At 47.9% G+C, this 24,204-nt stretch carries 19 protein-coding genes, 1 pseudogene and 1 riboswitch; of the genes and pseudogenes, 6 read left to right on the top strand and 14 right to left on the bottom strand.

Going from position 1 to position 24,204, the window contains the following annotated elements; translation table 11 throughout:
- Positions 1-165: 165 nt before the first annotated feature.
- Positions 166-1,464 carry a cyclic nucleotide-binding domain-containing protein gene (locus LO777_RS17260; RefSeq protein WP_228855079.1) on the top strand — a complete coding sequence of 433 codons (1,299 nt, stop codon included), beginning with the start codon at positions 166-168 and terminating at the stop codon, positions 1,462-1,464.
- A gap of 45 nt (positions 1,465-1,509) precedes the next feature.
- Here the strand turns inward: LO777_RS17260 and LO777_RS17265 are convergent, their stop codons facing one another.
- From LO777_RS17265 to LO777_RS17280, 4 genes and pseudogenes are all read right to left on the bottom strand, one after another.
- Entirely contained in the window at positions 1,510-2,961 is a 1,452-nt protein-coding gene (locus LO777_RS17265) for a DegQ family serine endoprotease (RefSeq protein WP_228855080.1), read from the bottom strand.
- 375 nt (positions 2,962-3,336) lie between these two features.
- Positions 3,337-4,685: pseudogene (locus tag LO777_RS21275) on the bottom strand (class II 3-deoxy-7-phosphoheptulonate synthase).
- 130 nt (positions 4,686-4,815) lie between these two features.
- Positions 4,816-5,358: a type I restriction enzyme HsdR N-terminal domain-containing protein gene (locus LO777_RS17275; protein WP_228855081.1), complete on the bottom strand. Its 543-nt coding sequence runs from the start codon at positions 5,356-5,358 to the stop codon at positions 4,816-4,818.
- Between the two features lie 43 nt (positions 5,359-5,401).
- Positions 5,402-6,733, bottom strand: coding sequence for a TolC family protein (locus LO777_RS17280; protein WP_228855082.1), 1,332 nt, complete (start codon positions 6,731-6,733; stop codon positions 5,402-5,404).
- Positions 6,734-6,927: 194 nt separating this feature from the next.
- Between LO777_RS17280 and LO777_RS17285 the strand changes: the two genes are divergently transcribed.
- The 3 genes from LO777_RS17285 to LO777_RS17295 are packed head-to-tail and all read left to right on the top strand — an operon-like array spanning position 6,928 to position 11,917.
- The gene (locus LO777_RS17285) at positions 6,928-8,124 is read left to right on the top strand and encodes an efflux RND transporter periplasmic adaptor subunit (protein WP_228855083.1); all 1,197 of its coding nucleotides are present in this window, start codon (positions 6,928-6,930) and stop codon (positions 8,122-8,124) included.
- A gap of 2 nt (positions 8,125-8,126) precedes the next feature.
- A complete protein-coding gene (locus tag LO777_RS17290) occupies positions 8,127-11,276 on the top strand; it encodes an efflux RND transporter permease subunit (protein WP_228855084.1) in 3,150 nt (1,049 codons plus the stop codon).
- A gap of 5 nt (positions 11,277-11,281) precedes the next feature.
- On the top strand, positions 11,282-11,917 hold the full coding sequence (locus LO777_RS17295) for a hypothetical protein (RefSeq protein WP_228855085.1): 636 nt from the start codon (positions 11,282-11,284) through the stop codon (positions 11,915-11,917).
- A gap of 14 nt (positions 11,918-11,931) precedes the next feature.
- Here the strand turns inward: LO777_RS17295 and LO777_RS17300 are convergent, their stop codons facing one another.
- The 10 genes from LO777_RS17300 to thiS form a co-directional block, all read right to left on the bottom strand.
- Positions 11,932-12,363, bottom strand: a complete 432-nt coding sequence (locus LO777_RS17300) for a YidB family protein (protein ID WP_228855086.1) — start codon at positions 12,361-12,363, stop codon at positions 11,932-11,934.
- A gap of 8 nt (positions 12,364-12,371) precedes the next feature.
- Positions 12,372-12,959, bottom strand: a complete 588-nt coding sequence (locus LO777_RS17305) for a hypothetical protein (RefSeq protein ID WP_228855087.1) — start codon at positions 12,957-12,959, stop codon at positions 12,372-12,374.
- Between the two features lie 6 nt (positions 12,960-12,965).
- Positions 12,966-13,865: a HAMP domain-containing protein gene (locus LO777_RS17310; protein WP_228855088.1), complete on the bottom strand. Its 900-nt coding sequence runs from the start codon at positions 13,863-13,865 to the stop codon at positions 12,966-12,968.
- 85 nt (positions 13,866-13,950) lie between these two features.
- Positions 13,951-14,559 (bottom strand): hypothetical protein, encoded by a 609-nt coding sequence (locus LO777_RS17315; protein WP_228855089.1) that lies wholly within the window; start codon positions 14,557-14,559, stop codon positions 13,951-13,953.
- A gap of 453 nt (positions 14,560-15,012) precedes the next feature.
- Entirely contained in the window at positions 15,013-16,296 is a 1,284-nt protein-coding gene (gene thiC, locus LO777_RS17320) for a phosphomethylpyrimidine synthase ThiC (RefSeq protein ID WP_228855090.1), read from the bottom strand.
- Positions 16,297-16,402: 106 nt separating this feature from the next.
- Positions 16,403-17,458, bottom strand: a complete 1,056-nt coding sequence (gene thiE, locus LO777_RS17325; RefSeq protein ID WP_228855091.1) for a thiamine phosphate synthase — start codon at positions 17,456-17,458, stop codon at positions 16,403-16,405.
- The gene (gene thiF / locus LO777_RS17330; protein ID WP_228855092.1) at positions 17,455-17,997 is read right to left on the bottom strand and encodes a sulfur carrier protein ThiS adenylyltransferase ThiF; all 543 of its coding nucleotides are present in this window, start codon (positions 17,995-17,997) and stop codon (positions 17,455-17,457) included. Before thiF ends, thiE begins: the two co-directional genes overlap by 4 nt.
- Positions 17,994-18,857 carry a 2-iminoacetate synthase ThiH gene (gene thiH, locus LO777_RS17335; RefSeq protein ID WP_228857410.1) on the bottom strand — a complete coding sequence of 288 codons (864 nt, stop codon included), beginning with the start codon at positions 18,855-18,857 and terminating at the stop codon, positions 17,994-17,996. Before thiH ends, thiF begins: the two co-directional genes overlap by 4 nt.
- A 239-nt stretch (positions 18,858-19,096) precedes the next feature.
- Positions 19,097-19,879, bottom strand: coding sequence for a thiazole synthase (locus LO777_RS17340; RefSeq protein WP_228855093.1), 783 nt, complete (start codon positions 19,877-19,879; stop codon positions 19,097-19,099).
- Entirely contained in the window at positions 19,880-20,077 is a 198-nt protein-coding gene (gene thiS, locus LO777_RS17345) for a sulfur carrier protein ThiS (RefSeq protein WP_228855094.1), read from the bottom strand. It abuts the gene before it with no gap.
- A 364-nt stretch (positions 20,078-20,441) separates the two neighbouring features.
- Positions 20,442-20,549: riboswitch (TPP riboswitch) on the bottom strand.
- A gap of 306 nt (positions 20,550-20,855) precedes the next feature.
- Here thiS and LO777_RS17350 point away from each other — a divergent pair.
- Positions 20,856-22,547 carry an SPFH domain-containing protein gene (locus tag LO777_RS17350; RefSeq protein WP_228855095.1) on the top strand — a complete coding sequence of 564 codons (1,692 nt, stop codon included), beginning with the start codon at positions 20,856-20,858 and terminating at the stop codon, positions 22,545-22,547.
- A gap of 57 nt (positions 22,548-22,604) precedes the next feature.
- On the top strand, positions 22,605-24,074 hold the full coding sequence (locus LO777_RS17355) for an SPFH domain-containing protein (protein ID WP_228855096.1): 1,470 nt from the start codon (positions 22,605-22,607) through the stop codon (positions 24,072-24,074).
- The last annotated feature ends 130 nt before the right edge of the window (positions 24,075-24,204 follow it).

Here is a 24,204-nt window from a genome sequence, read left to right on the forward strand (position 1 = left end):
TAAACAAAGGAGCATATAATGTCAGACATGCATCATGAGCACGAAGAGGATAACAGCATCAATGTGAAGGTGGCGATTTTTTTTGTGGCGGTAATTGCAGTGATTTTCTTTCTTGGCGTGATCAACTGATGCCCTGGGGAGACTGCAGATCAAAAGAACCGGTGGATGTGGCAAATGATTGAGTGCCCGGACGAGAGGGAAGTTGTCATTCTCATGACCGATATGGTCAAGTATTCCTGGACCACCTCCGCCATGAGTCCCGGGGAAATTAAGGATTTTTTGATCGAGTATCACACAGCAATCCATGACCTGGTTGACCATGAAACCAACGGTCCCCTGGAAATTGAGCCATCCGCCGGAGACGGCTCCCTGATTATTTTTGAGAAACGGTCCGGAGAGGGAAAGTCGGGTGTATGCTGTCGTGCCCTGAAAACTGCAGTTAAAATTGCTGAGGCGGTGGCTGACGGCCGACTTCAACCCACACGCATGGGAATATTGCTTGGGGATATAACGTCCGCCAGGTTGGGTTCCAGGGTCGTAAAATTTGGATCCAGTTTTGCGGTGGCAAACAGGCTTGAGGAGTTGTGCGGATACTTCGGCACGGACCTGCTTATGGACCGGGAAGTGGCGAGATACCAGAAAGGATACGATGATTCTCTGCTGATCATGGCAAAGGTCAGTCTCACAAGTGTCCTCCATCCGATGAACATCTTTACGCTCTGTCTTCCCGGTATCCAGAATTATCCTGCCGGAGTGGACAGGATCCGGTTGCTTCGTTTTATTGCCATGAAAAATGAGGCCATGGAGTTCTTCACCGGTGATCTGCAAAAAGGGATAGAGCCTGACTTTCCAAGAGTGAGGGAAATGTTGATGGAGGCCCAGAATTATTTTCTGGACCTGACAGGACGAGCTGATATCGGGACAGAACGTATTTTGGAATATATCCGTGAGTACCCTTTTCCTGCTGAAGATTTTGATCGTTGTGGAATGAAGCTGATGGAAAAGAGCAGAGACTCCCTGGGGGAGCGTATTTTTCATCTGTCGAAACAGTTGCTCAAGGCCATTAATCCCCAATATTATCATGCTCTTGTTGTTGACACGAAATGGGAAAAATACTTCCGCCTTGAGTGGCGTAGAAAAGGGGAAACGGTTATCGAGGTGGACAGTGCCCCGGATGGTGTATATTACCTGGATAGTGGTGTTGCTGAAACCGTTGACAGGGACGGCAACTGGCTTGCCACAATTGAGGCCGGGACCATTTTTGGTGAAATGGCGTATTTCGGCAGGGAGCTGAAACGGACGGCAACGGTTATCGCCAAAACTGATCTGGTTCTCCGTAGAATATCTACGGCTGATTTGGAAAAATTGCCTGTTATTGTAAATATTTTTGAAACAATAGCACTTTCAAGAAAAAAAGAGATCCTGGCCAACGAAAAACGGGCCGCATCCCTGCCCCGACAGTGAACTGCCTGGGCGGGATACGGCGGTTTCTTCTTTCAGTAGCAGGTTTTATTTCTTTGAGAGAACAACATATCTGCTGTAGTCTCCAGCCCTTATCCGGAGAAGTATCCTTTTGGTGCTGGATGATTTTTTCAGAGCAGCACGGAGTTCTTTGAGGTTGCTGACTCTTGTTCTGTTGACTTCTTCTATGAGATAGCCGGGTTTCAGGCCTTCCAAAGCTGCCGGACTGTCTGGTTTGACATCACTGATGACGACACCGGCATCTTTCTGATATCCGAATCTTTCAGCAAGTTCGGGAGTAAGATTCTGGAGGCCGAGACCAAAATCCTTCAGGATATTTGCTGTACCCGGTAACCCTTTTCGTCCGAAATCAGATGGTTGCTCCCCAATGGTGACTTTGATTTTTTTCTCCTTGCCGTCACGTATGACCAGGAGTGTTGCTTTACTGTCAGGGGAAATAAGTGCAACCTTGTTTCTGAGTTCGGCAACGTTTTTGAGAGTTTTACCATTTAAGCGAAGAATGACATCCCCCTGTTCCAGGCCTGCCTTGTCTGCCGGAGAGTCTTTTTGTACCTCGCTGACCAGGATTCCTTTGCTGTCATCCAGGCCAAAGGATTCTGCAAGTTCCTCGTTGATATCCTGAATAACAACACCCAGCCATCCACGGGTGACCTTTCCTTCTGTCTGCAGCTGTTTTTCTATGGATTTTGCCATATTAATCGGGATGGCAAAACCGATTCCCATGTAACCGCCCGTTTTTGAAAAAAGCGCGGTATTGATACCAACAACTTCACCCTGTCCGTTGATCAGCGGACCACCGCTGTTTCCCGGATTGATGGCGGCATCGGTCTGGATGAAATTCTCATAGTCGTTTATCCTGACATTGGATCGTCCCTTGGCACTGACAACTCCTGCTGTCACGGTCTGGCTGAGGCCAAACGGATTACCGATTGCGATGACCCATTCCCCGACTTCAAGTTTATCAGAGTCTCCCAAGGGAAGAACCGGCAGGTTTTCTGCACCGTCTATTTTAACAAGAGCCACATCGGAAAGAGGGTCGGTTCCAACCAGTTTTGCTTCAAACTCTCTGTTATCAGACAGTACGACCTTGATATCATCAGCGTCTTCAATAACATGATTGTTGGTCAGGATAAGACCGTCTTTGCTGATCAGAAATCCTGAACCCTGGCCCCGCTGTTTGAATTCCTTCTGTCTGGGATGCTGCTGGCGATAGTAAGGTCCGAAAAATTGCTCAAAAAATGGATTATTGAAGAATTCTTCAGGTACAGGACTTCCGGCCCTGGCTTTGGTTGTCTTCTCCACTTTAATGTGGACAACGGCGGGTTTTGCCTTCTTGACCACGCTCACAAACATTTTTGATGTGGCTGGTGCCATTGTGGCAAGGGCATTTGTGGTCTGCAGGGTTGCGGCCACTGCAAGACAGAATGCAAACAGCAGGGCTATGGCCCTGTGCTGCGATTTCAGAACGGATGTTTTCATGGATAGTCTCCTTAATATGATTATTTGTCAGAAAATCCCTCTGTTGGGGCATAAACAGCTGAGCCAATTTTATCGTTACATACAAAAGGAATTGTAAATCCAAAGAAAACAACGTCAAGAAAGATTACTGAAATGTAATAATGGGAAGAGTGAAAGAAAAAGACACCGGAACTGCAGCAGAGCAGTTTCGGGTAACAGGTCACAGGGTACCGAATCTTTCCGCGATCAGCCCGGCTTACGTATGACTAATACGGTGCGCCGGGCTGCTTGCGAAAATCTCCGGCAGACTGTAACCTGTTATAAATACGATGATTAATACAGCGATGTTGCCAGTCCTGTGATCAGTTACAGTTTCGGTGGTGATGGACTATATGATCAGCTTCGGATCATATCGGCGATTTGAAAGGCAACCTCCAGGCTCTGTTCCGCATTCAGTCGCGGATCGCAGGTCGTAAGATAATTGCTTGCCAGTTCTTCATCGACAATATTATGGGCGCCTCCCGTGCACTCCGTGACATCGTTGCCGGTCATTTCAAAATGCACTCCTCCCGGAATTGTGCCTTCTGACCAGTGAATCTCAAAAAAACAGGTTATCTCGGAAAGGATATCGTTGAAGTTTCTTGTCTTGTGCCCGGAGGTGGCCGTGTAAGTATTGGCGTGCATCGGATCACAGCTCCAGACGATATTAAACCCTTCTTTTTTCATTTCCCGGAGCAGGGGGGGGAGAACTTTTTCAATTTTTTTCACGCCAAGCCGGCTTATAAGAGTGATACGGCCTGCCTCATTGTCCGGGTTCAGGATTTCAATCAATTTTTTGACATCGTTCACATCGTGGGTTGGTCCGATTTTTATGCCGATGGGATTATGCACACCCCGTAAAAATTCCACATGTGCCCCGTCAACCTGTCTGGTCCGTTCTCCTATCCACAACATATGCGCAGAGCAGTCATACCAGTCTCCGGTAATGGAATCTTTCCTGGTAAGGGCCTCCTCGTACTGGAGAAGGAGGGCTTCATGGGAGGTGAACAGCTGGGTCTGGTTGATCTGAGGGGTATCAGAGGAAATGCCGATTGTTTCCATGAAACGGATAGCCTGATCAATCTGTTTGGCCAAACGATCATAGGATCGTCCCATTGGGGAGTGGGCGACAAATTCCTGGTTCCAGGCTGTTACCCGGCGCAGGGAGCCGAATCCACCCCTGGTGAAGGCCCGGAGCAGGTTGAGGGTGGAGGCAGCCATGTTGTACCCTTTCAGCATATACTTGGGGTTGGGGTCCGGCTTTTTTCGTCAAATGCCGCCTCATTTACCATGTCTCCCCTGTACGACGGCAGGGTGATACCGTCAGCTGTTTCAGTGTCTGAAGAGCGGGGTTTGGCAAACTGCCCTGCAATTCTGCCCACCTTAATGACCGGCTTTCCGCCGGCATAAGTGAGAACTACCGCCATCTGCAGCAGTATTTTCAGGGTTTCCCTGATATTGGGTGCTGTTACGTTGGAAAAATTTTCAGAACAGTCGCCACCCTGTAACAGAAAAGCATCGCCGGTTACGGCTTTTGCCAGAGATTCCTTAAGGGAGCGGATTTCACCGGCAAAAACCAGAGGGGGGAGAAGAGAGAGTGTTTCCAGTACGTTATCGACTTTTTTCAGATCGGGCCAGGTGGGTTGCTGAAGAGCTGTGTAGGTCTGCCAGCTTGATTTTGTCCAGTTGTTCTGCGTAGGTGTCATGCGTTTTGTCCTTCTTTTTTACCTGAAAATCCTGCCACGGTAGGTTGTTTTGCCGCAGTTGGATCTTCATTTGTTTTTATGGCTGATACATACAGTTCAGCCAAGCAGGTTTATCCGTATCCGACTATGATTAAAAACAACACCTTTCCAGATCAAAGGCGTTGAGGATTCTCAGTTCTCTTTCTTTTTGTATTGCAGTAGGTGGTGAAAGAAACTCCAGTTTTTCTATCAGTTTTCCTGCAGAGTTATAGTCCGGAATTGATTCCAGGCCATGGGCGAGGATTTTGCTGCTTCTGGTATCCAGTAGTTCCGCGTCTCTGCCGTTTGTCACCACAGCCAGTGGAATTCGGTACTCCGGGTTGAGAATTCTCGCGGCTGCAATTGCTGATCGTTCCCGGGAAACAAGGGAGCCGGGACCATAACGAATGATCATAAATTCCCTGTTTTTCCTTGAAACGCTCAGTTCAATGGTAGATGTAACAAAATTAGAGGTAAAAAGTGATTCAATTTTTCTCCTGGGTTGCAGATTTTCTTTTTTGTACCCCTTTTCCTCCACCATCATCCTGCTGAGAGACTGGCGAATACGTTCATCATCCGTATCAGTCAGTTCTTCTCCTGTGATGTAATCTTTTAAAGTCCCGTAAATAAGGTGATGGGGTTTGGGTGTTTTCATTGTGTTTGGGTTATGTATTGGCTGCCTGCGCTGGGAGGGGAAGTTATTTCAGGATCTTTTTCAGTTCAAGCGCCGGTTCAGGGGTGGTTCCGGTTGCCCTTTCAATTCCGGCCAGGGCTGTCAGGTAGGAGAAATATGTTCCTATCAGGTCTGACTGACTTCTGGTCAGACTCAGTTGGGCATCATTGAATTCAATCATGTCCCCGAGACCTGCCTTGTATCTTCCCTCGGCCAAATCCAGATTCTTTTCCGCCAGTTTTACCGCCATGTCGGCAATTTTTATTCCATCCCGATGTTCTCTTGCCCTGAGAAAAGTGTCGGTAACATCCTGTGTAACAGCCAGTTCCAGCTCATTTTTCCGGCCGTTTATTTCCAGCATTTTACTTCTGGCCTCTGCCAGTTTTCCTTCCGTTTCAAAACCGGAAAAAATTTCCCAGGTAAGACCTGCTCCAATTCGCCACTGGTCATGAAATGATTGAAGATCGGTTTCGTAGTCTTCATATGATGCTGTTGCCGAGAGTGTGGGCCAGTACTCTGCTTTTATCTGTTTTATCACCGCGCCGGCTGCTTTCAACTGCTGTGTCACCTGCTGAAGTTCAGGTCGTTTTTTTCTGGCGGTTTTCAGAAGAGACTCCAGTGGAGGAGACAGTTCCGGCAGGGTTTTAATCATGTCGGTCAGTGGAAGAACGGCTGTTTTGGGTATATCTTTTTGTCCTTTGAGAGAAATCCCTGTCACCTGTTCTAGCTTTGTCCGGGCAATTTGAGCATTGGAACGGGCCCTGAGCAGATCCAGTCGAGCATTGGCCAGTTCCAGTTCTGCGTTTGTTATATCAATTCTGGTCCTCACTCCTGCTTCAAAATATTTTTGAGCACGATACAGGTGTCTTTGATAGGTGGCTACGGACTGCTCAGCTACGGATATCAGATGGATTTTTTCCAGGAGAGAATAATATGCCTGTTTTACCTGAAAAACAATTGCGTGACCTGTTTGTTTAAGGTTGAATCCGGCAGCATCGAGGTTGTGCCTGACTGAATCTATACGCCCCCTGGTTTTGCCGAAATCATAAAGAAGTTGTGTGCCATTGATATTTACATTGATCACCGTATCTTCATCTTCCGGGACAAGGTCCTGGATGTGTGTATAGGTGCTTCCCGCTCCAGTACTGACCCTGGGCAGGTAGCCGGCCTGGCTGGTGGTCAGCTGGCCTCTGGCCTGGTTGATTTGCTGCCTGGCTATTTCCATCCGGGGGTTGTGGGTCAGGGCGAGGGAAATGAGTTCCTGCAGATCGCCATTGGCTGCTCGTGCAAATTGTGTGGGAAGTATGAAAAAAAGCACAAAAAGAAGGAACAGGCTGAAGAGGCTGTTTTGTTTCATCGGGTGAGTCATCAGGGCTGTTGTTTTCAGGGAACCTTTTAGTTGACAAACAGTAATTAAAGCATTTAGGCTAAATATATTCTTATTATCTCCTACCACAACGATCTGGCTAGGTAAAGTTCTTAATCATGGGTGACAATTGAGTTTTCAACAGGAATCATCGCTCTGTTTTTTAATTGAGCAAAGGATCTGTCATGAGAAATAAACTGATCTCTCTGGTGCTGCTGTTCCTTTTTTTTATCACTGCCGGGTGCAGCAATGACCAGGATAATATTCAATCTGAAAAGAAAGAGAAGAAACCGGAAACTCCTCCACTGCCGGTGGAAGTCATAGTTGTTCAAAAAGAAAAGGTTCCAATCTGGATAGAATATACTGGAAAAACAAAGGCCAGCCAGGAAGTTGAAGTCCGGGCAAGGGTTGCCGGCAGACTTGAGGCTGCCTTTTTCAACGAAGGAAATTATGTAGAAAAAGGAAAAAAACTCTTCTCCATTGAAAAAACGACCTATGAGGCGGCTGTCAGCGGAGCGAAGGCGAGACTGGAAGGGGATCAGGCCTCCATGAAAATGGCAAGGGCTGATGTTGACCGGTATAAACCGCTGGTGGCTGAAGGACTTGCTCCCCGGGTAACTCTGGAACAGCACAGGGTGAGAGTCATGGAACTGGCTGCAGCCATCAAGGCTGACAGGGCCGCTTTGACAGAGGCGGAGTTAAACCTGCAATATACTGATGTCATTGCGCCGATCTCAGGAAGGATAGGCCGGATCAACATAGATGTGGGAAATATTGTCGGCTATGGGGATAAGACGCTCCTGACAACCATTATAGCCGACGATCCGATGTATGCTTATTTCAGCCCCAATGAGGAGCAGTTTCAGTTGGTCAAACAATATCGTTCCAGGGCTGTTCTCGACGCAAGGGTTACCGTACCGGACAGTTTCAGGAAAATGCTTGACCGTAAGCCGCTGAAAGGTGTGGTGGATTTTAATGACAACAGGGTAGATGGTATGACCGGGACCATCACCATGAGAGCAAAGGTGGATAATCCAGACCATGATCTGATGGAGGGTACTTTTGTATATGTTGATCTTTTTGTCACAGACCAGGCGGAGTTTATCATGATACCACCGGGAATTGTCCTGGATGATCAGAGGGGCAGTTTTGTCTATACAGTGGATGATAAGGGAACCGCAAAGCGTGTTGATATCAGTCGGGGACTTGAAACCAGGAACTATCTTGCGGTAACCGATGGTTTGAAAGGCGGCGAGAAAGCTATTCTGAGCGGTCTTGCCAAGATTCGTCCCGGTCTCAGGGTTGATCCCACCGATGTGACTGAGAGCAGGGGAGTGATAGCGATATTGCGGAAGCAGGGAATGATCCCGGAGAAGGAGTAGCCATGCTTTCTGTTTTTTTTATTAAACGACCTGTTTTTGCCATGGTCATTTCCTTCCTGATTGTCCTGGGGGGGCTGGTTTCTCTTGCAATTCTACCGATACAGGAATATCCGGATGTTACACCTCCAACGGTTGTTGTTTCCGCAAACTATGTTGGAGCAGATGCCTATACCGTTGAAGAAACAGTAACCAGGCCCCTGGAGGACAAGATAAACGGTGTCCAGGGGATGATTTACATGCAGTCCTCCAGTACCAGCTCCGGTTCCAGCAAGATTAATATTTATTTTGAACCCGGCTATGATCTCAACACCGCGGCGGTTGATGTGCAGAACAAAGTCTCCATGGCAACACCGCAGCTGCCCGCAGAGGTCCGGCAGCAGGGTGTTGTAGTTGATAAACAGTCACCGAGTATTGTCTGTTTTGTCGCAGTGACAGGGGATGAAAAATATGATGAAGGCTTTTTAAGCAATTATGTCAATATTAATGTCCTCGACGAATTACGTCGAATTCCGGGTGTGGGAAAGGCCGAAAACATGGGAGAGAAAAAATACTCCATGCGGATCTGGCTGGACCCGGACAGAATTGCCACGCTCGGTCTCAGTCCGGGAGAGATTATTGCTGCGGTCAGAGCTCAGAACAGCCAGGCTGCCCTGGGGAAGATAGGTGCTCCCCCGGCATTTGATGATCAGCAGGTCCAGTTTGTACTGACAACGGACAGTCGTCTGGAAAATGTGGGTGAGTTCGAAAATATTGTCCTGAAAACCAGGGATGACGGGACGCTTGTCTACCTGCGCGACGTGGCGAGAATTGAGCTTGGTGCTGAAATGTACGACTGGAATGCCATTCTCAATAAAAAACCGGCGGCCCTGATTGGAATTTACCAGTTGCCAGGTTCCAATGCCCTGACCATCAAGGAAAAAATAGTTGAAGCAATGGAAGGACTGCAGGGACGCTTTCCCGAAGGGGTCAGATACTCCATCCCCTACGACACCACTCTTTTTGTTGAGATAGCTATAAAAAATGTTGTTCAGAACCTGGTGATAGCAGTCGCTCTGGTTATTCTGATTGTCTTTGTTTTTCTAGGGTCATGGCGGCCCACGATCATTGCCACGGTGGCCATCCCCGTTTCCCTGGTGGGGACTTTCGGTATACTGAAGCTTGCAGGATTTTCCATCAACTTCCTGACCCTGTTCGGCCTGATTCTCGCCATCGGTATTGTGGTCGACGACGTGATTCTGGTGGTGGAAAGTGTTGAGAGGATCATGCTCGAAAAAAGAGAACTCACCATCCCCCAGGTGGTCAAGGAGGCCATGTTACAGCTGATCGGGCCTATTATTGCCACAACCCTGGTTCTTGTTGCCGTTTTTGTACCAGTCTCCATGATGCCGGGGCTGACCGGTTCGATCTACAGGCAGTTTGCCCTCACGATCAGTTTCGCAGTAATGATTTCATCCATCAATGCCCTGACCCTTTCACCGGCTTTGAGCGCGATAGTTATTAAGAGACTGCCGGACGGCCAGGGTAAATTCGTACTTTTTACCCTTTTCGATTCCCTTTTTGAGAAACTGACTGCCGGTTATATCGCTGTTGTTGCCATGCTTGTCCGTTTTCGCTGGGTTGTTGTCCTTGTTTTTTTCGCTTTGCTCTATGGCACCTATTATATTTTTTCAGTTACACCAACCGGTTTTGTTCCTGAAGAGGACAAGGGCGGTTTTCTTGTGATGTTTAATCTGAAACCGGGAATGGCGCTGGGAAAGACAACGGAAGTGCGAAAGCAGGTGGAAAACATCGTTCTTGATATACCGGGGGTGAAGGACCTGGTCATTATTGATGGTTTCAACATGCTCAGTTCCACCCTTGATTCCAGTGCGGGGGCGGGATTTGTTACCCTGGTACCCTGGGGTAAACGAACGGCTGAAGGGCTTTCCGTCAGCGGTATAATTGATACCGTCAACAAGAAATGTGCAGTGATTTCCGATGCCAATGTGGCGGCTTTTAACCTGCCCGGTATTCCGGGACTTGGGACCGTGGGCGGATTTGATTTCAGGTTGCAGGATTATACGGCCGGTGACCTGAACACCTTTGTCGACTATGCCTATAAACTGGTGGCTGCAGCAAATAACGATCCCAGGATAGGCAGGGCCTACACCACTTATGCACCCAATTACCCGATGTTGTTTATTGATATTGACAGGAAAAAAGCGGCAGCTCTCGGGGTGAACATGGGGGAGATTTTTTCAACCCTGCAGACCTATCTTGGTTCGTTTTATATCAATGATTTTACAAAATATGGGAAGGTTTTCAGGGTGTTTGTCCAGGCGGACAAAAAATTCAGAAGTGAAATACGTAATATATCCGCTCTCCATGTAAAGAATTACAAGGGAAATATGGTGCCAATGGCAAGTCTGGCAAAAGTGAAAAAAATTACCGGACCTGCGGATCTTGCTCACTATAATATGTACCGCTCCATTACCATTAACGGAGTTGCAGCACCTGGATACAGTTCCGGGCAGGCGATGCAGGCCATGGCTGAACTTGCGGAGAAAGTGCTTCCAGCGGAAAAAACCTATGGATTTGAATGGTCAGGAATGTCATACCAGGAGAAACTGGCGGGTAATACCAAAACTCTAGTGTTCAGTTTTGCCCTGGTAGTGGTCTATCTTGTTCTTGCCGCTCAATATGAAAGCTGGGTGCTACCGGTCATGATTCTTGTATCTGTTCCCCTGGTAATGCTGGGTGCGCTGCTTGCCCAGAATCTCGCCGGACTGGATAATAATCTTTTTGCCCAGATCGGCCTGGTTTTGCTTATCGGCCTGTCATCCAAAAATGCCATTCTCATCGTTGAGGTGGCCAAGGAGCGGAGGGAAGGAGGAGCTTCTATTGTGGATGCGGCCATGGATGCGGCCCGGCTCCGTTTCCGGGCAATCATGATGACCATTCTGTCTTTTGTTTTCGGTGTCATACCCCTGGCTTTTGCAGCGGGAGCGGGAGCAATGACCATGCGGTCAATAGGGGTGGTCGTTCTTGGTGGTATGGTTGCCGCAACCTTTATCTCCACAATGCTTGTTCCGGTTGTGTATGTCATTCTCGAAACCATGCGGGAACGGTTTGTGGATGTGGAGGAAGAGGTTCGTAACAGGGAGATGATTTAACAAACATGAAGCCGCATGCACATGCCTTGTCTATCATACTTGTTCTGATAACTGTCGGAGTGGGGATGGCTGCAGAAAAAACAATGAATATTACCGTGAAAGAGAGTTTATCTCTGGTTGAAAATGGGAGGAGATCGTTTCTTTTTGATTACAGAGCAGGAAATTTATATTCTTTTGATGAGAAAAGTGGTGAGTGTGCTCGATTTTCCTTTCAAGTTCCGCAAAAAACTGAAAAATTTTTCAATAGTGTTGAAACGAAGGACAGTGGAGAAGTGTCAGTAGAAAACGGTGTTCCCGTATTTGTAAAAAAAGTCCTCTTTGGTCAGAAGGCATTGGTTTTTCGTACTGTCACTTCACCTGTTCTGCGGCAGTACGGGGTTGATTTTTCACCCCGTACTGTTGAATATTTTGTTCGCCGGAATAATGATCCCGCCTGGAATCAGTTATTGCAGGTTGCAAAGAACAATGAGTTGTTCTATCAACAATTCCCTCTTCTGCGTCAGCTCGATCCTATGGGTCTGCTGGTGTTTCTGCAGGGTATACCCCTGGGGTACCGGGAAGGTGACAACAGGGTTTTCCTTCAGTTCAAGTATGACGCATCAGGGAGTATAGAAGAACTGCTCCCCGAAATCTGCAGGTAATTCCAGAAGAAGGTTTACCCGAAAAACTTTTTCGCTGCGTCCAGAACCCCTTCCACACCACCAAACGCCTCAAGCAGGGAACCGCCACTGGAACCTTTATCTACTATCTGGGGGATTGTTTCTGCCAGGGTGTCTGCTGCCGTATCTTCATCCACTCCAAGACTTGACGCGAAAGCGGATATTTTTTCGCCGCCGAACAGTTCCTTGATCTGCTGCAGCTCAACAGGTGCATTCTCTCCGTCCCCGAGCCATGAAGAGGCTATTTCCTGAAGTGAACCGCCGCCCTGGGTCATTTTTCCGACAAGTGCACCCAGGTCAAAGTTATTGTCATCTCCCCCGAGAAGTCCGGCGAGGGCGCCGGCAACACCATCAGGTACACCGTCGCCGTCCCTGTCCAGGTTGAGTTTGTTCATGATCAGGTCAGTTCCCAGTTGCAGTAAATCCATTTTTCCCCCTATTCTTTCGATTTAACAAGTCCTGACACCATCTGTTCAAAGGTGACTTTTTGCTTATGTCCAGGAATTCCTTTGGCGATCTCAGTGATAAGATCCCTGAACTGTGTTTCAGGTATTCCTGCTGGATCCAGGTTCAGACTGTCCAGGGCATCTTCAATGAGAATGTCAGCGGCCGGTCCAACTACCTCTATTGTGGTCTTATGCAGTTGTTCCATCAAGGCTTTATCGATAATCTTACCGGAAATTTCCCTTACAGATTTTTTGGTTGTTTGAACGGGAAGAGCATCATCTTCCTGTCCTTCAATGAATAGTGTCCGGAAAATTTCGGCCGTTGGGGGCAGGGGTGTTTTCTTTGAAAAGGCACTGCCTGTCTGAAAGCGAAATCGTCCTGTACGGATTGTTTTCAGCTGTTCCAACCCTTTCATGCCAAGCCGGTTATAACAGTAGATGAATGTTATCTCTCCATTAACAAGCATGATCTGGGCGGAACGGTTGGTGTCGGATGTTATGTAAAACGTTCCTGTTTCATTCTGTTTCGACAGTGCCTGAAGTTCTTTTACTATTTCAGAAAACGATATAAATTCCATGGTGACCTATTGGCGACGTTTAAAAATTATCATCATACTCATTCTCAGGCGTTCAAGTGTTTCCTGGAGTCTGCCGATTTCATCATTCCGGGTAATGCTGATCTCCCGCTCCAGGTTTTCACCGTTTGCAAGATCTGTTGCGATCAGGGTGAGGGTGTTTAATGGAGCAAGAGAGCTGTTGACTGTCAGGAAAGTTAAAACGAGAGAAAGAAGCAGGATGCCGCCCATGATAGAAACCATTGTTTTCATAAGTTTTTTCTGGGCCGCACTGATGGCTTCCAGAGACAGACCAATACGAAAACCGCCCCAGTGTTTCCCTTTAACATAGATGGGTGATGAAACATCCCACATAACTTCACCCGTATCCCTGTGATAAACCTGAAGAAATCCTTTTGTTGTGTTTCTTGCAGCTTTGAGGCCGACGGGATCATTAAAAACCCTCTTGGTTCTGTTGCCTATTTTGTCTTTTTCCCGGTCACCGGTAATCGGTTTCTGGAAACGGGTATTGTGTGTGGGCAGGTAGCCGTTTTTATCCACAGCAACGGCAAAGACAATACTGCTGTCCTGCAGGAATTCGTCTTCAAGACCAAGGATGGCCTTGTCCAGGTAAAAATCATATTTGGTGTGGTATTTTGGCGGATCAAAATCACCGATGATTTCATAATTGGTATCAAAGGCGTCTTTCACCGTGAGAACACCATTATCAATAGCCTCTTCGATGATCTGACCGATCATCTTTGCACCGACAATGGACTGAATTTTTCCCCTGTTGAGCAGTTCCTGTTCAAGACTCTGGCTCTGCTGGGAAATAAGGAAATAGGTGCCGACAGACATGACGATCAGAATAATACAATTGACCTTGAGTGAGACCTTGAGACCGATTCGTGAAGTGATAAAATTAAACATCCTGCAAATCCTCTGGAAAATAATTAATCTGGATTGTTCAGTTTCCCTGAAAACAAATAAAAACTATTCCGACGAAGGTCAGTTTTTATCGTCTGTAACCTATGCGGAGAGCACCCCAGTGTTTCCCTCTTATTTTTATCGGCACGGAGAGGTCAGCCAGCATTTCTCCCGTGTCCCTGCTGTATTTCTGCAGCAGGTAGGGTTTGGTGTTTCTTGCTGCCGCCAGTCCTGTCCGGTCATTGAAAATTCTTTTTGTTCTATTGTGTTTGGTGTTGTAATCGGGATCGCTGGTCAATGGTCTGGAGTATTTGCTGTTATGGGTAGGGAGGTAACCATTTCTGTCCACGGCAACAACAAAAAGAATATGTCGGTCTGCGGCGAGGTATTTATCCAGGATTATTCTGAAAATATCATCAGTAATCTTATCGTACTGGGTATGGTATTTTTGAGGACTTGTGTTGGGGATGGGGATGTAAAAAGTGTCGAACAGCTGGGCCTGGGTCAGCTTGTTTGAAGTAAGGAGCGCATCAAGTTCGTGTTGAAGCTCATCCCGGCATTTTTCCGCCAGAGTTTTAATCTGCAGGTCAAGTGGGGTCAGTTTTTCTTCGGCAATTCCTGTGGAAGTGAACAGAACAGTGGAAAGAAACAGAAAAAAGAAAAGAGATACTGGCCGGAATTTAAGGATTAACGGCATATTCAAACATTCCTCCTCTTTTACCTTCAAACCAACATGGCCTGGCCGGATTTTTTCTGTTCAGCGATCCTCACTCATAATACCAGTTGATCGCAGGCGTCAGTTTCAGTTGGTTTTCAGACAAGCATAGTACTTAAAAAATAAGAACCACCCCCCCACCACCAGAAAAATAAACCATTTAATACGCAGTAGAAAACCATCCACATCTCCTCCTGCACAAACGACAGGCTGAATACGGCATGTAACCAGATTATATACTGCTGCCGTACCTGCCCCTTCTGGGAAAAGCAGTGTAACAGACTGGAGAATCCGTCTGGTCCGGTTGTCACTTTACTGCTGAAATTCCAAGTACAAGTAGTATTCGATAAGAGTGAATGTTAATATAAGAAGAGTTTATCTTTTTTGACCATGTTTGTCAATTTGTGTTTTGTACAAGTGCTTGACATTCTGTACTTACAGGAGATTTTCCATCCGTTTTACAGCACAGAAATCACCGCACATGGTGCAGACATCTTCATGAGATGGCAGTGAGGAAGTGCGATACTCACGGGCTTTTTCAGGATCAATTGCTGTATTGAACTGTCCGCCCCAGTCAAGGGTTCCCCTGGCCCGGCTCATTATATTGTCTCTATGGCCGGATGTTTTTATTCCTTTTGCAATATCGCCGGTGTGGGCAGCAATCCTGGCCGCCATAATTCCCTCTTTCACATCGGCAAGGGTGGGCAGGCGAAGATGCTCTGCAGGGGTGACATAACAGAGAAAGTCAGCACCATTCATGGCCGCCATGGCACCGCCGATGGCAGCTGTTATATGGTCGTACCCGGGGGCGATATCGGTGACAAGGGGGCCGAGTACATAAAAAGGTGCCCCGTGACAGAGCTTTTTCTGCAGCTGCATATTCATGGCAATCTCATGGAGCGGCACATGACCCGGTCCCTCAATCATTACCTGGACGTCCTGTTCCCAGGCATACCGGGTCAGCTCTCCCAGAGTGATCAGTTCCTGAATCTGCGGGCCGTCAGTTGAATCGTGGATGGCCCCCGGACGCAGACCATCGCCCAGGCTGATACAGACATCCCGGGCCCTGCAAATTTCAAGCAACCGGTCAAAATGGGTGTAAAACGGGTTCTCAAGACCGTTTTTTTCCATCCATTCCACCAGAATCGCTCCACCCCGGCTGACAATTCCGCAGAGACGACCGGCTTTTTTCAGGCTGGAAATGGCTTTTCTGGTGAGTCCGGCGTGGATCGTGATAAAATCAACACCGTTTGCGGCGTGGGTTTCAACGGTCTCAAACCAGTCGTCGACAGTGATGTCCCGCACCTCTTTTTTTGTTCTGGTCAGGGTGTCATAAATGGGGACTGTGCCAAGTACGAGGGGCAACTCCGCAATCAACCGTTTTCTGAACTGTTCCGTGTTACCGGAGACGCTGAGATCCATGACAGCGTGGGCCCCATGTTTGACGGCGAGGTCAGCTTTTACCATTTCTCCGGAAAAGGAGCAGACATCTTTTGATACTCCAAGATTGACGTTAATTTTTGTGGTGAGTCCGTTACCGATTCCTGATGCTTTTAAACCGGAATGACTTCGATTTGCCGGGATGACAATCCGTCCTGCGGCAACGTTTTCAAGGAGAAATTCCTTAGAAATATTTTCCTGTTTAAGAACCTCCTCCATTTGTGGAGTTATGATATTCTTTCGGGCTGCGTCCATCTGGGTTGTATAGTTTTTTTCCATGAATGTTCCTGTATGAGTGTTTTGGGAGATCTGCAGCGAAAAAAGTGTTAGAAGCCGCAGTCGGATTTTCATTTTTTTTGTACCTGACGGTATAAATACCCAAAGGTCATAAATTGCCTGAGCCACCTGGGCAGGTCATGGTGAGTTGAAGGTTTCGAATCTGTCGGGCTATGTCGTCCGCACCGAGTATTTCCGTGACCAGGCATACTGTTGTGGCCCCTTTTTTTATAACCTTTTCAAGGTTGTGTTTTTTGATACCACCAATGGCAACAAAGGGGATGGCCAGATTTCGGGCGACGTATTCCAGGTAGTTGAGTCCTACCGCGTCACAGACGTCCTTCTTGGTAGTCGTGGGAAACAGGGGGCCGACACCGATATAGTCGGCACCATCCTCAACAGCTTTTTCTGCCTGGTCAGGGGAGTGGGTGGAACAGCCTATCATCATGTGGGGGGCCAGTTTTCGCAGTTCTTTTATGGGAAGATCGTCCTGACCCTGGTGGATACCGTCTGCCTCGACCATCAAGGCCAGTTCACTGAAATCATTAATAATAAATGGAATATTTGCCTCTTTGGTTATTGTACGGATAATCCGGCATTCCTCGTACATTTCCCTGAAACTTTTATCCTCTCTCTTTTCCCGGTACTGGATGATGGAGATACCTCCCTTGATCATTTCCTCTGTCACCTCGATGTTGGAGCGGCCACGGGAAAAGTTTTCCCCGAGAATCCCGTAAATTCCGGCCGGCAATATCCTGGTAAAGAGGGACAGTAATTCGGATTCGAGGGAGTAAAGAGAGAAACGGCAGTTTTCCGCTTTTTTGCCCTGATGATAAGAACCCCGGTTTTTCAATATTTCCTCAAGGGATCTCAGCGCCTCCTGGACCCGTTTGCAGTTTGCCGCAGCTGTACTTTTCAGATTTTTTCTGCGATCTGTTTTTACTTCTCTGGAGGATATTTGTTTTCCCACGTCATTGATGCTGTTTCTAGCCGGGAGCAGGTTGTTTTCATCGGGGACAAGAGATTTGCGAACAGTATGACGAAGTGTTCGAAACTGAGATGAAAGTTGCCCGTTGTTAAAATGGAAGCGGGCAATATCCTCCAGTACTCGTAATCCTTCGGCGCAGCGGTTGATGGTAGCATCAAGAATTCTCTCGACAGTCATGGTTTCTCCTTGTGTGCAGCATAGTGAAGAGCAATACCCGCCATGATTGCCGCAATCATTCCTATTTTCGGGGCAAACAGCGGGTGGTCATGCTCGTCGGAAAGGAAGTCGCCGACAATATGGCAGTTTCCAACCTGGCGGATGGCAATATTTTTCATGTCACGCCCGGCAATACCGGAGGCACAAACAAGAATTTTCCCGGTGTCGGAAAACAGTTCTATGAACTTTTTTTTATTGACCGGATCATCAAACCCTTCAATGATGATCCGACAGTCATTGAAAATTGCCTGACCGTTTTTAGTTGTTATCCTGGTATTGATTTTATCGACAACGAGAGTTGGTTGAATTTCTTTCAGATTTTCTTCCAGGGCGTCTGTTTTTAATTGTCCTGCCTGGCTGGACCTGTAGAACTGCCGGTTGAGGTTGGCTCTTTCAACCCGGTCAAAGTCAACTGTTTTCAACCTGCTGATACCCTGCTGAGCCAGGTGTCTGGCCACGTTTGAGCCTATACCGCCTATACCGGCAATACCGATTATCATTGCAGGGGCTCCCAGTCTTTAAATACAGGTTGATATCCGTTTTGACGTATCATTTCCACCACTTCAGCTACACTTCTGTTGTCCGTGATCTCAAACTGAACCGTTGAGGAACCCGGTTCGCTGTAACCGCCTACATCGGTTCTGGATCCGGCCGAGAATCGGGTTGCCCCGAGATGGAGAAGTTTGTCGCGAAAGGCGGGAGCCTCCCTGGTGGAAACCGTGATTCCGAGCCTTGGGAGAAAAAGCCGCCATGCCAGCATGGTCTGCACAAGCTGCCTGTCCGGGAGGATGTTTTCCGGCTTGCCGCCCTCTCCTGTAATCCTCGGCAGGGAAAGTGATATTTCAACCCGGGGAAAAGCATGTTGCAGGTAACGGGCATGCATGGCGGCAAAAAAGGCCTCCGACCGTGTTTCACCAAGACCGAACAGGGTGCCGATATTAATGGCCCTGAAACCTGCTTCAGCTCCCCGCTCGGGGGTGAGCAACCGGTATTCGTAGTCACGTTTTTTCCCGGCCAGGTGTACTTCTCTATATACTTCACGGTTATACACTTCCTGGTAAACGGTCAGGGAATCGGCCCCAGCCTGTTGGAGAGTACGGTAGTCCTTTTCATCCATGGGAAAGATCTCCAGGGCGATGGAAGCGAAATATTGTTTCAGAACGGCTATGGCATCCCGCAGGTAGGACATGGGGGTTTTTTCAGGCGCCTCCCCGGTCAGTACAAGAATATGACGGATACCGGAAGCAGCGATGACCGAAGCTTCCCGCTCGATTTCCGCAGGAGAAAGTTGTCTTCTTGAAAAAGGTCGGGTGCGGTTGAATCCACAGTAAGTACAGTGATTGGAGCAGTAGTCGGAGATGTAGAGGGGGCGTAAAGTGAGATTGTCTTACCGAAAAAACGACGGGTGAGCTGTTGTGACTTCAGTGCCATTTCTTCAAGAAAATCCGTTGCCCTTCCGGACAGCAGGTTGAGCAGATCTTCGGCCGAGAGATTTGTTTTGCTGAGGGATTTCCTGATCTCTTTTGAGGTGACACTCTGGAAATATCCATCAAAATCAAAGGAGTCATATTCATTGATTGTTTCTAAAAAAGTCATGGTCTATGTTAAAAATCCGGTGAGCGGAGAGGAGGCTCTGGCATATTTTTCCCGCAGGCCTGTTCGGGCAAGCCAGGCCATTCTGCCTGCCTGCACGGCAAGTGAAAAGGCCCTGCCGGCCATAACGGGATTCTCACTTGTAGCAATGGCGGTATTAACCAGCACTGCGTCAGCTCCCATTTCCATCGCCTGTGCAGCCTGGGAGGGTTGACCGATGCCGGCGTCAATGATAACCGGAAGTTTGGCTGTCTCTATGATCCGTTCAATCATAGGTTGTTGTTCCAGGCCGCGATTGGTGCCGATGGGAGAGCCAAGTGGCATGACGGCTGCCGCTCCCGCGTCATGGAGTTGTCGGGAGACAACTGGGTCAGGCAGCACATAGGGCAGGACAATAAACCCTTCCTTTGCCAGGATTTCTGTTGCTTTCAATGTTTCGTGGTTGTCCGGCAGGAGATAGAGCATATCCGGAATAACCTCGATTTTGATGAAATTTCCGCAACCGGCTTCCCGGGCGATACGGGCGATTCGAACCGCCTCCTCTGCGGTTCCGGCCCCGGATGTGTTGGGCAGCAGGGTCACTGAATCCGGAATATGAGAGAGAATGTTTTCTTCCCGGGCGGCACCGGGATCCACGCGACGGAGGGCTACGGTAATCATGGAAGAACCGCTTGCCGCCAGCATTGGGGCTATCAACCTTTTTGAGCTGAACTTCCCTGTTCCGGTGAGCAGTCTGCTGGAAAATTCATGCCCCCCTATAACCAGAAGGTCTCTGTTTGCATTTTCCATTCATCCACCCCCGACGAAATGGAGAAATTCAATCTGGTCACCAGTGGAAACGGGATGTGTTTTCCATTCTTTTTCCGGAACGATCGTGCCATTGATCTCAATAATCAGGGATTCTGTTTTTACATGCTGTTCTCGGGAAAGATCCGCCAGGCTGCAGCTGTCGGTCCGAACCTGTTTTCCGTTCAGAAAAATTTCCATGTTAACTCCATAAACGTATAACCTAAATCCTGCACTTCGGGGATGAAGAAAAAATATTTATACTGTATAAACAGATAATTATCATATCTCAATACGATCTTTACAGCTCATCATCTGAGTGAGATTGTTTTTCTTCATTCCCTTGCCCTGCGGAATTGACAATTTTACCGAATCTGCGTCGTTATCAAGGGCTTGAAGTATGTTAATACGTCTGCGCCCTTGATGTCTCGCATCTCCGGCAGGTAGCGTAGACTCCGAACTTGCCAATTGCAGGATTTAGGTATAAAAAAAAATTGGAGCCTGAACGGTTTTGTGAATGGGTATTACGGGAATGAAAGAGAAGGAACTGCAACACAGAAGAGAAGAACAGCTTCATCCACTTTCCCTACGCCGGTACTAACCGTATCAGGTTCCAAGGGTTGAAGTTCGATAACTTCTCTCAGCTTTTTTAAAAGCACCCCCAGTGAAATTACACACTTTATTTATTTGAAAACCGGTTGTTTTGTCAACAGTTTTTTCATGAGAGGTGGTTACCGATTGTTTTTATAACACATTGATGCATCATGTCTGAAAAGACGGTTCACTTGCTAAAAATTGAGGAAGCCATATACTACAATGAAGACGGACTTGCATTTCCTGAAACATTTTGACCAGCCTGGTTTGGTCATGAAAATCAGTGAAAGTGAACAACGAAAGCTGTGAGCTGTGATAAAAATTCGTTGCGGTACGGCTGTTCATAACACAACAATATTTGATTCAATTCATTACGGGAGAGCATATGGAAAAACCTGTTGAATTCAAACCACCAAATCTCTGGCAGAGACTTCCGGGAAAATTTTTCTGGAAACGATTTTCCTGGACCACCCTGTTAATTGGTCTTGTTTTCGCTGCGGGTATTTTCGTCTGGTTTTTCTGCAGGATAGAACCTGGGCCCGGCCAGATAGCTGTACTCATACGAAAAACAGGAGACAAACTTGATGCCGGCCAGGTTATTGCCCTGAAAGAGAACCAGAAGGGCATCCAGCTCAAGGTTCTTCCCGAGGGGAGATATTTTTATAATCCGTATACCTGGAGCTGGAGAATTCATCGTATCCTTGATGTGCCAGCCGGAAAACTGGGGGTAATGACCAGGCTTTTCGGTAACGAATTACCACCTGGAAAAATAATAGCCGAAAAAAACCAGCGTGGCATCATGAAGGATATTCTGCGACCCGGAAAGTACAGGGTCAATCCTTACGCTTATCATGTGGCCCTTTTTAATGCGATCAATATCAGTCCCGGCCACGTGGGAGTGGTGACGACTCTTACCGGCAAAGATGTTCTCGAAGACACACTTCCTCCGGAAGAACTGAACAGTTTTATGGTTTCTGACGGATATAAAGGTGTTTCCGGCAGATTGCTTGATCCGGGAACCCATTATCTCAATCCTTATATGTACAATATTGTCGAGGTCAATACCCAGAGCCAGCGGTTTGAAATGTCCGGCAGGGATGCCATTAATTTTCTTACCCTGGACGGTTTTACTGTAACAGTGGAGGGGACGATAGAATTCGGCATCCAACGAAATGATGCAGCCTTTCTGACCCATCGTGTCGGTGATATGGGAGATATTATTAAAAAACTGATTCTACCCAGGGCCAGGGGGTTCAGCCGTATTGAAGGATCCAAGCATCCGGCGGTTAATTTTATTGTCGGAGAAACCCGCCAGAAATTTCAAAAAGATCTGGAGCAGCACCTGCGTATCAAATCCAAGGGGTGGGGAGTGGATATCAAGTCCGTGTTGATCAGAAAGATCATTGTTCCTGATGAAATTGCTTCCATAAACAGGGATCGCGAACTCGCAGTCCAGGAGGCAGCCAAGTATCAGCAGCAGATTTTCCAGGCCAGGTCCAAGGCAGAGCTGACCAAGCAGGAAATGCTGGCTATTCAGTCGAGGGAAAAAGTTGAGGCGGATACCAGGCGGATCAGGGCCGTTATCGACGCACAGCAGGATCAGGCCGTTCGATTAATTGCCGCCAGTAAAGAACTGGACGTGGCAAAAATAGAATACGAGGCCGCCGGTTTCCAGGCAGAATCCATACTCCTCACGGCAGATGGCGAAAAAGATGCCATCAGAGCCAGAAACGAAGCAGAGGCAGTTGTTCTGAAGAACAGGGTGGATTCTTTTGGCAGCGGAAAGAATTTTGCCCGTTACACCCTGTATAAGAAAATTGGTCCCCGGATCAATTCGGTACTGAGCAGCGATTCGAAAGAAGGACTGGGTTCTATTTTTGGTGATTTTGAGTTATCCGGGGAGGTGTACAATGAATCGATTTATGAAGCTGGGCCTTGCCGGTCTCGGTATCTGTTTTCTCGCCACCCTGGTCTGGATATGGATGTTCTGTCGTTTCTATGTCGGTCCGAACCAGATGGCCATCGTGACCTCCAAAACCGGGGACCCTCTGGAGCCTGGTCAGATTCTTGCCCGTGAGGGTCAGAAAGGTATCTGGGAAAAGCCACTGGGGAAGGACGTTATTTTCTGAATCCGGTGTTTTATGACTGGGAGATTGTTAATGTGGTCATGGTCAGGCCGGGAAAGGTTGCCGTTGTGACCTCAAAGGTCGGCAAGACCTTGCCGGAAGGTGAGTTTATAGCGGAAAGGGGGCAGAAGGGTATCTGGCGCAGTGTGCTTGGTCCTGGGAAATATCGTTTGAATCCCTATGGATACACTGTGAAAATTGTTGATGCCATTTCAATTCCCATCGGCTATGTGGGGGTTATTACTTCTCTTTCAGGTACCCAGGCTGAGAATGGTCAATTTGCAAATAAAAAACAGAAAGGCGTACGGAAAGATGTTCTCCAGCCGGGACTCTATTATATCAACCCCAAGGAGTACAAGGTTGATGTGCTGGAAGTCGGCATTAACCAGGTTTCGTTGCTGGGGCAGAGTGGCAGCAAGGTGGTGACCAAGGCCCGTCAGCTTGGCCAGAATGAAGCGCTCAACACCCTGCAGTCCGCTGTGCTGCAGAAGCAGGAAGCCAAGCGAAAAGACTATTTCAGCAGGAAATCCTCCAGTTTGATGAAATATAAACGTGGTAAACAGGTGGATTTCAAGGCTGGCCGTCCCCTCGCAAAACGGGCTCCGGCACCGTTGAAGGAAGGGGAGATGAACCTCTCCGAGCTGGTCAGCTTTCCCTCCCGGGATGGTTTTCTTATCAGTCTGGACATGACCGTGGAATTTGAACTTTCCCCTGGCAGTATTGCCTCGATTTTCAGGCGATACGGGGATCTTCCCGCAGTGGTTGACAAGATCATCCTCCCGCAGATCACCTCTATTTCGAGGAACAAGGGATCAGAGTACAGGGCCAAGGATTTTATTGTCGGTGAGGGACGGGAAAAATTCCAGGATGACCTGACCAGTGCCCTGGAAGAAGTTCTGGGAGCCAAGGGAATAAAGGTTTACAATGCCTTGATCAGGCATGTTGAGGTTCCAGATCAGATTCGACAGCCGATCCAGCAGGCGAGTATTGCTGTGGAACAGGATCTGACCAATAAAGAGCGCCAGAATACTGCGAGAAAACTGGCCGAACTGAATACAGAACTGTCCCTGATCAAACAGCGGGGCGAACAGGTTCTCCAGGAAACGGAGAAGATTAAAGCGGAAATCAATGCGGATCTTGGCCGGCAGGTGGCCAGAATTCAGGCCCAGACGCTTAAAAAAACGGCAGAAATCAAGAAGGAAACGGCAGCAATTCAGGCCAACAGGGTCAGGGTTCTTGGTGTTGCCAGGGCAACAGCCCTGCAGAAGGTCGACGGGGAGCGGGCCAATGGTCTGGCCTTGAAGACGGCAGTCTTCAATGATTCCAGGGCATATACCATGTGGCGTTTTGCTGACAGCCTTAACCCGGATTTGAAGTTGAACATCATCCATGCCGGTGAAGGTACTCTCTGGACGGATCTGAAAAATACGGGTTTTGCCGGGCTGGGTGGGGCAAAACTACTGCAAAAGCAGCAGTAGAAAACCTTGCGGATACCCGGCCCGCTTGACAGGGCTGGGATCCTGCTCTATGATGTTCTCCAGAAGCGATTTGCTGGAATGGTGTCTTGAAAGTATTTCAAAAACTTTAATAACCATGACAAATCAAACA

It is taken from the genome of Desulfomarina profundi (assembly GCF_019703855.1).
In the GTDB taxonomy this organism is placed as follows: Bacteria; Desulfobacterota; Desulfobulbia; order Desulfobulbales; family Desulfocapsaceae; genus Desulfomarina; species Desulfomarina profundi.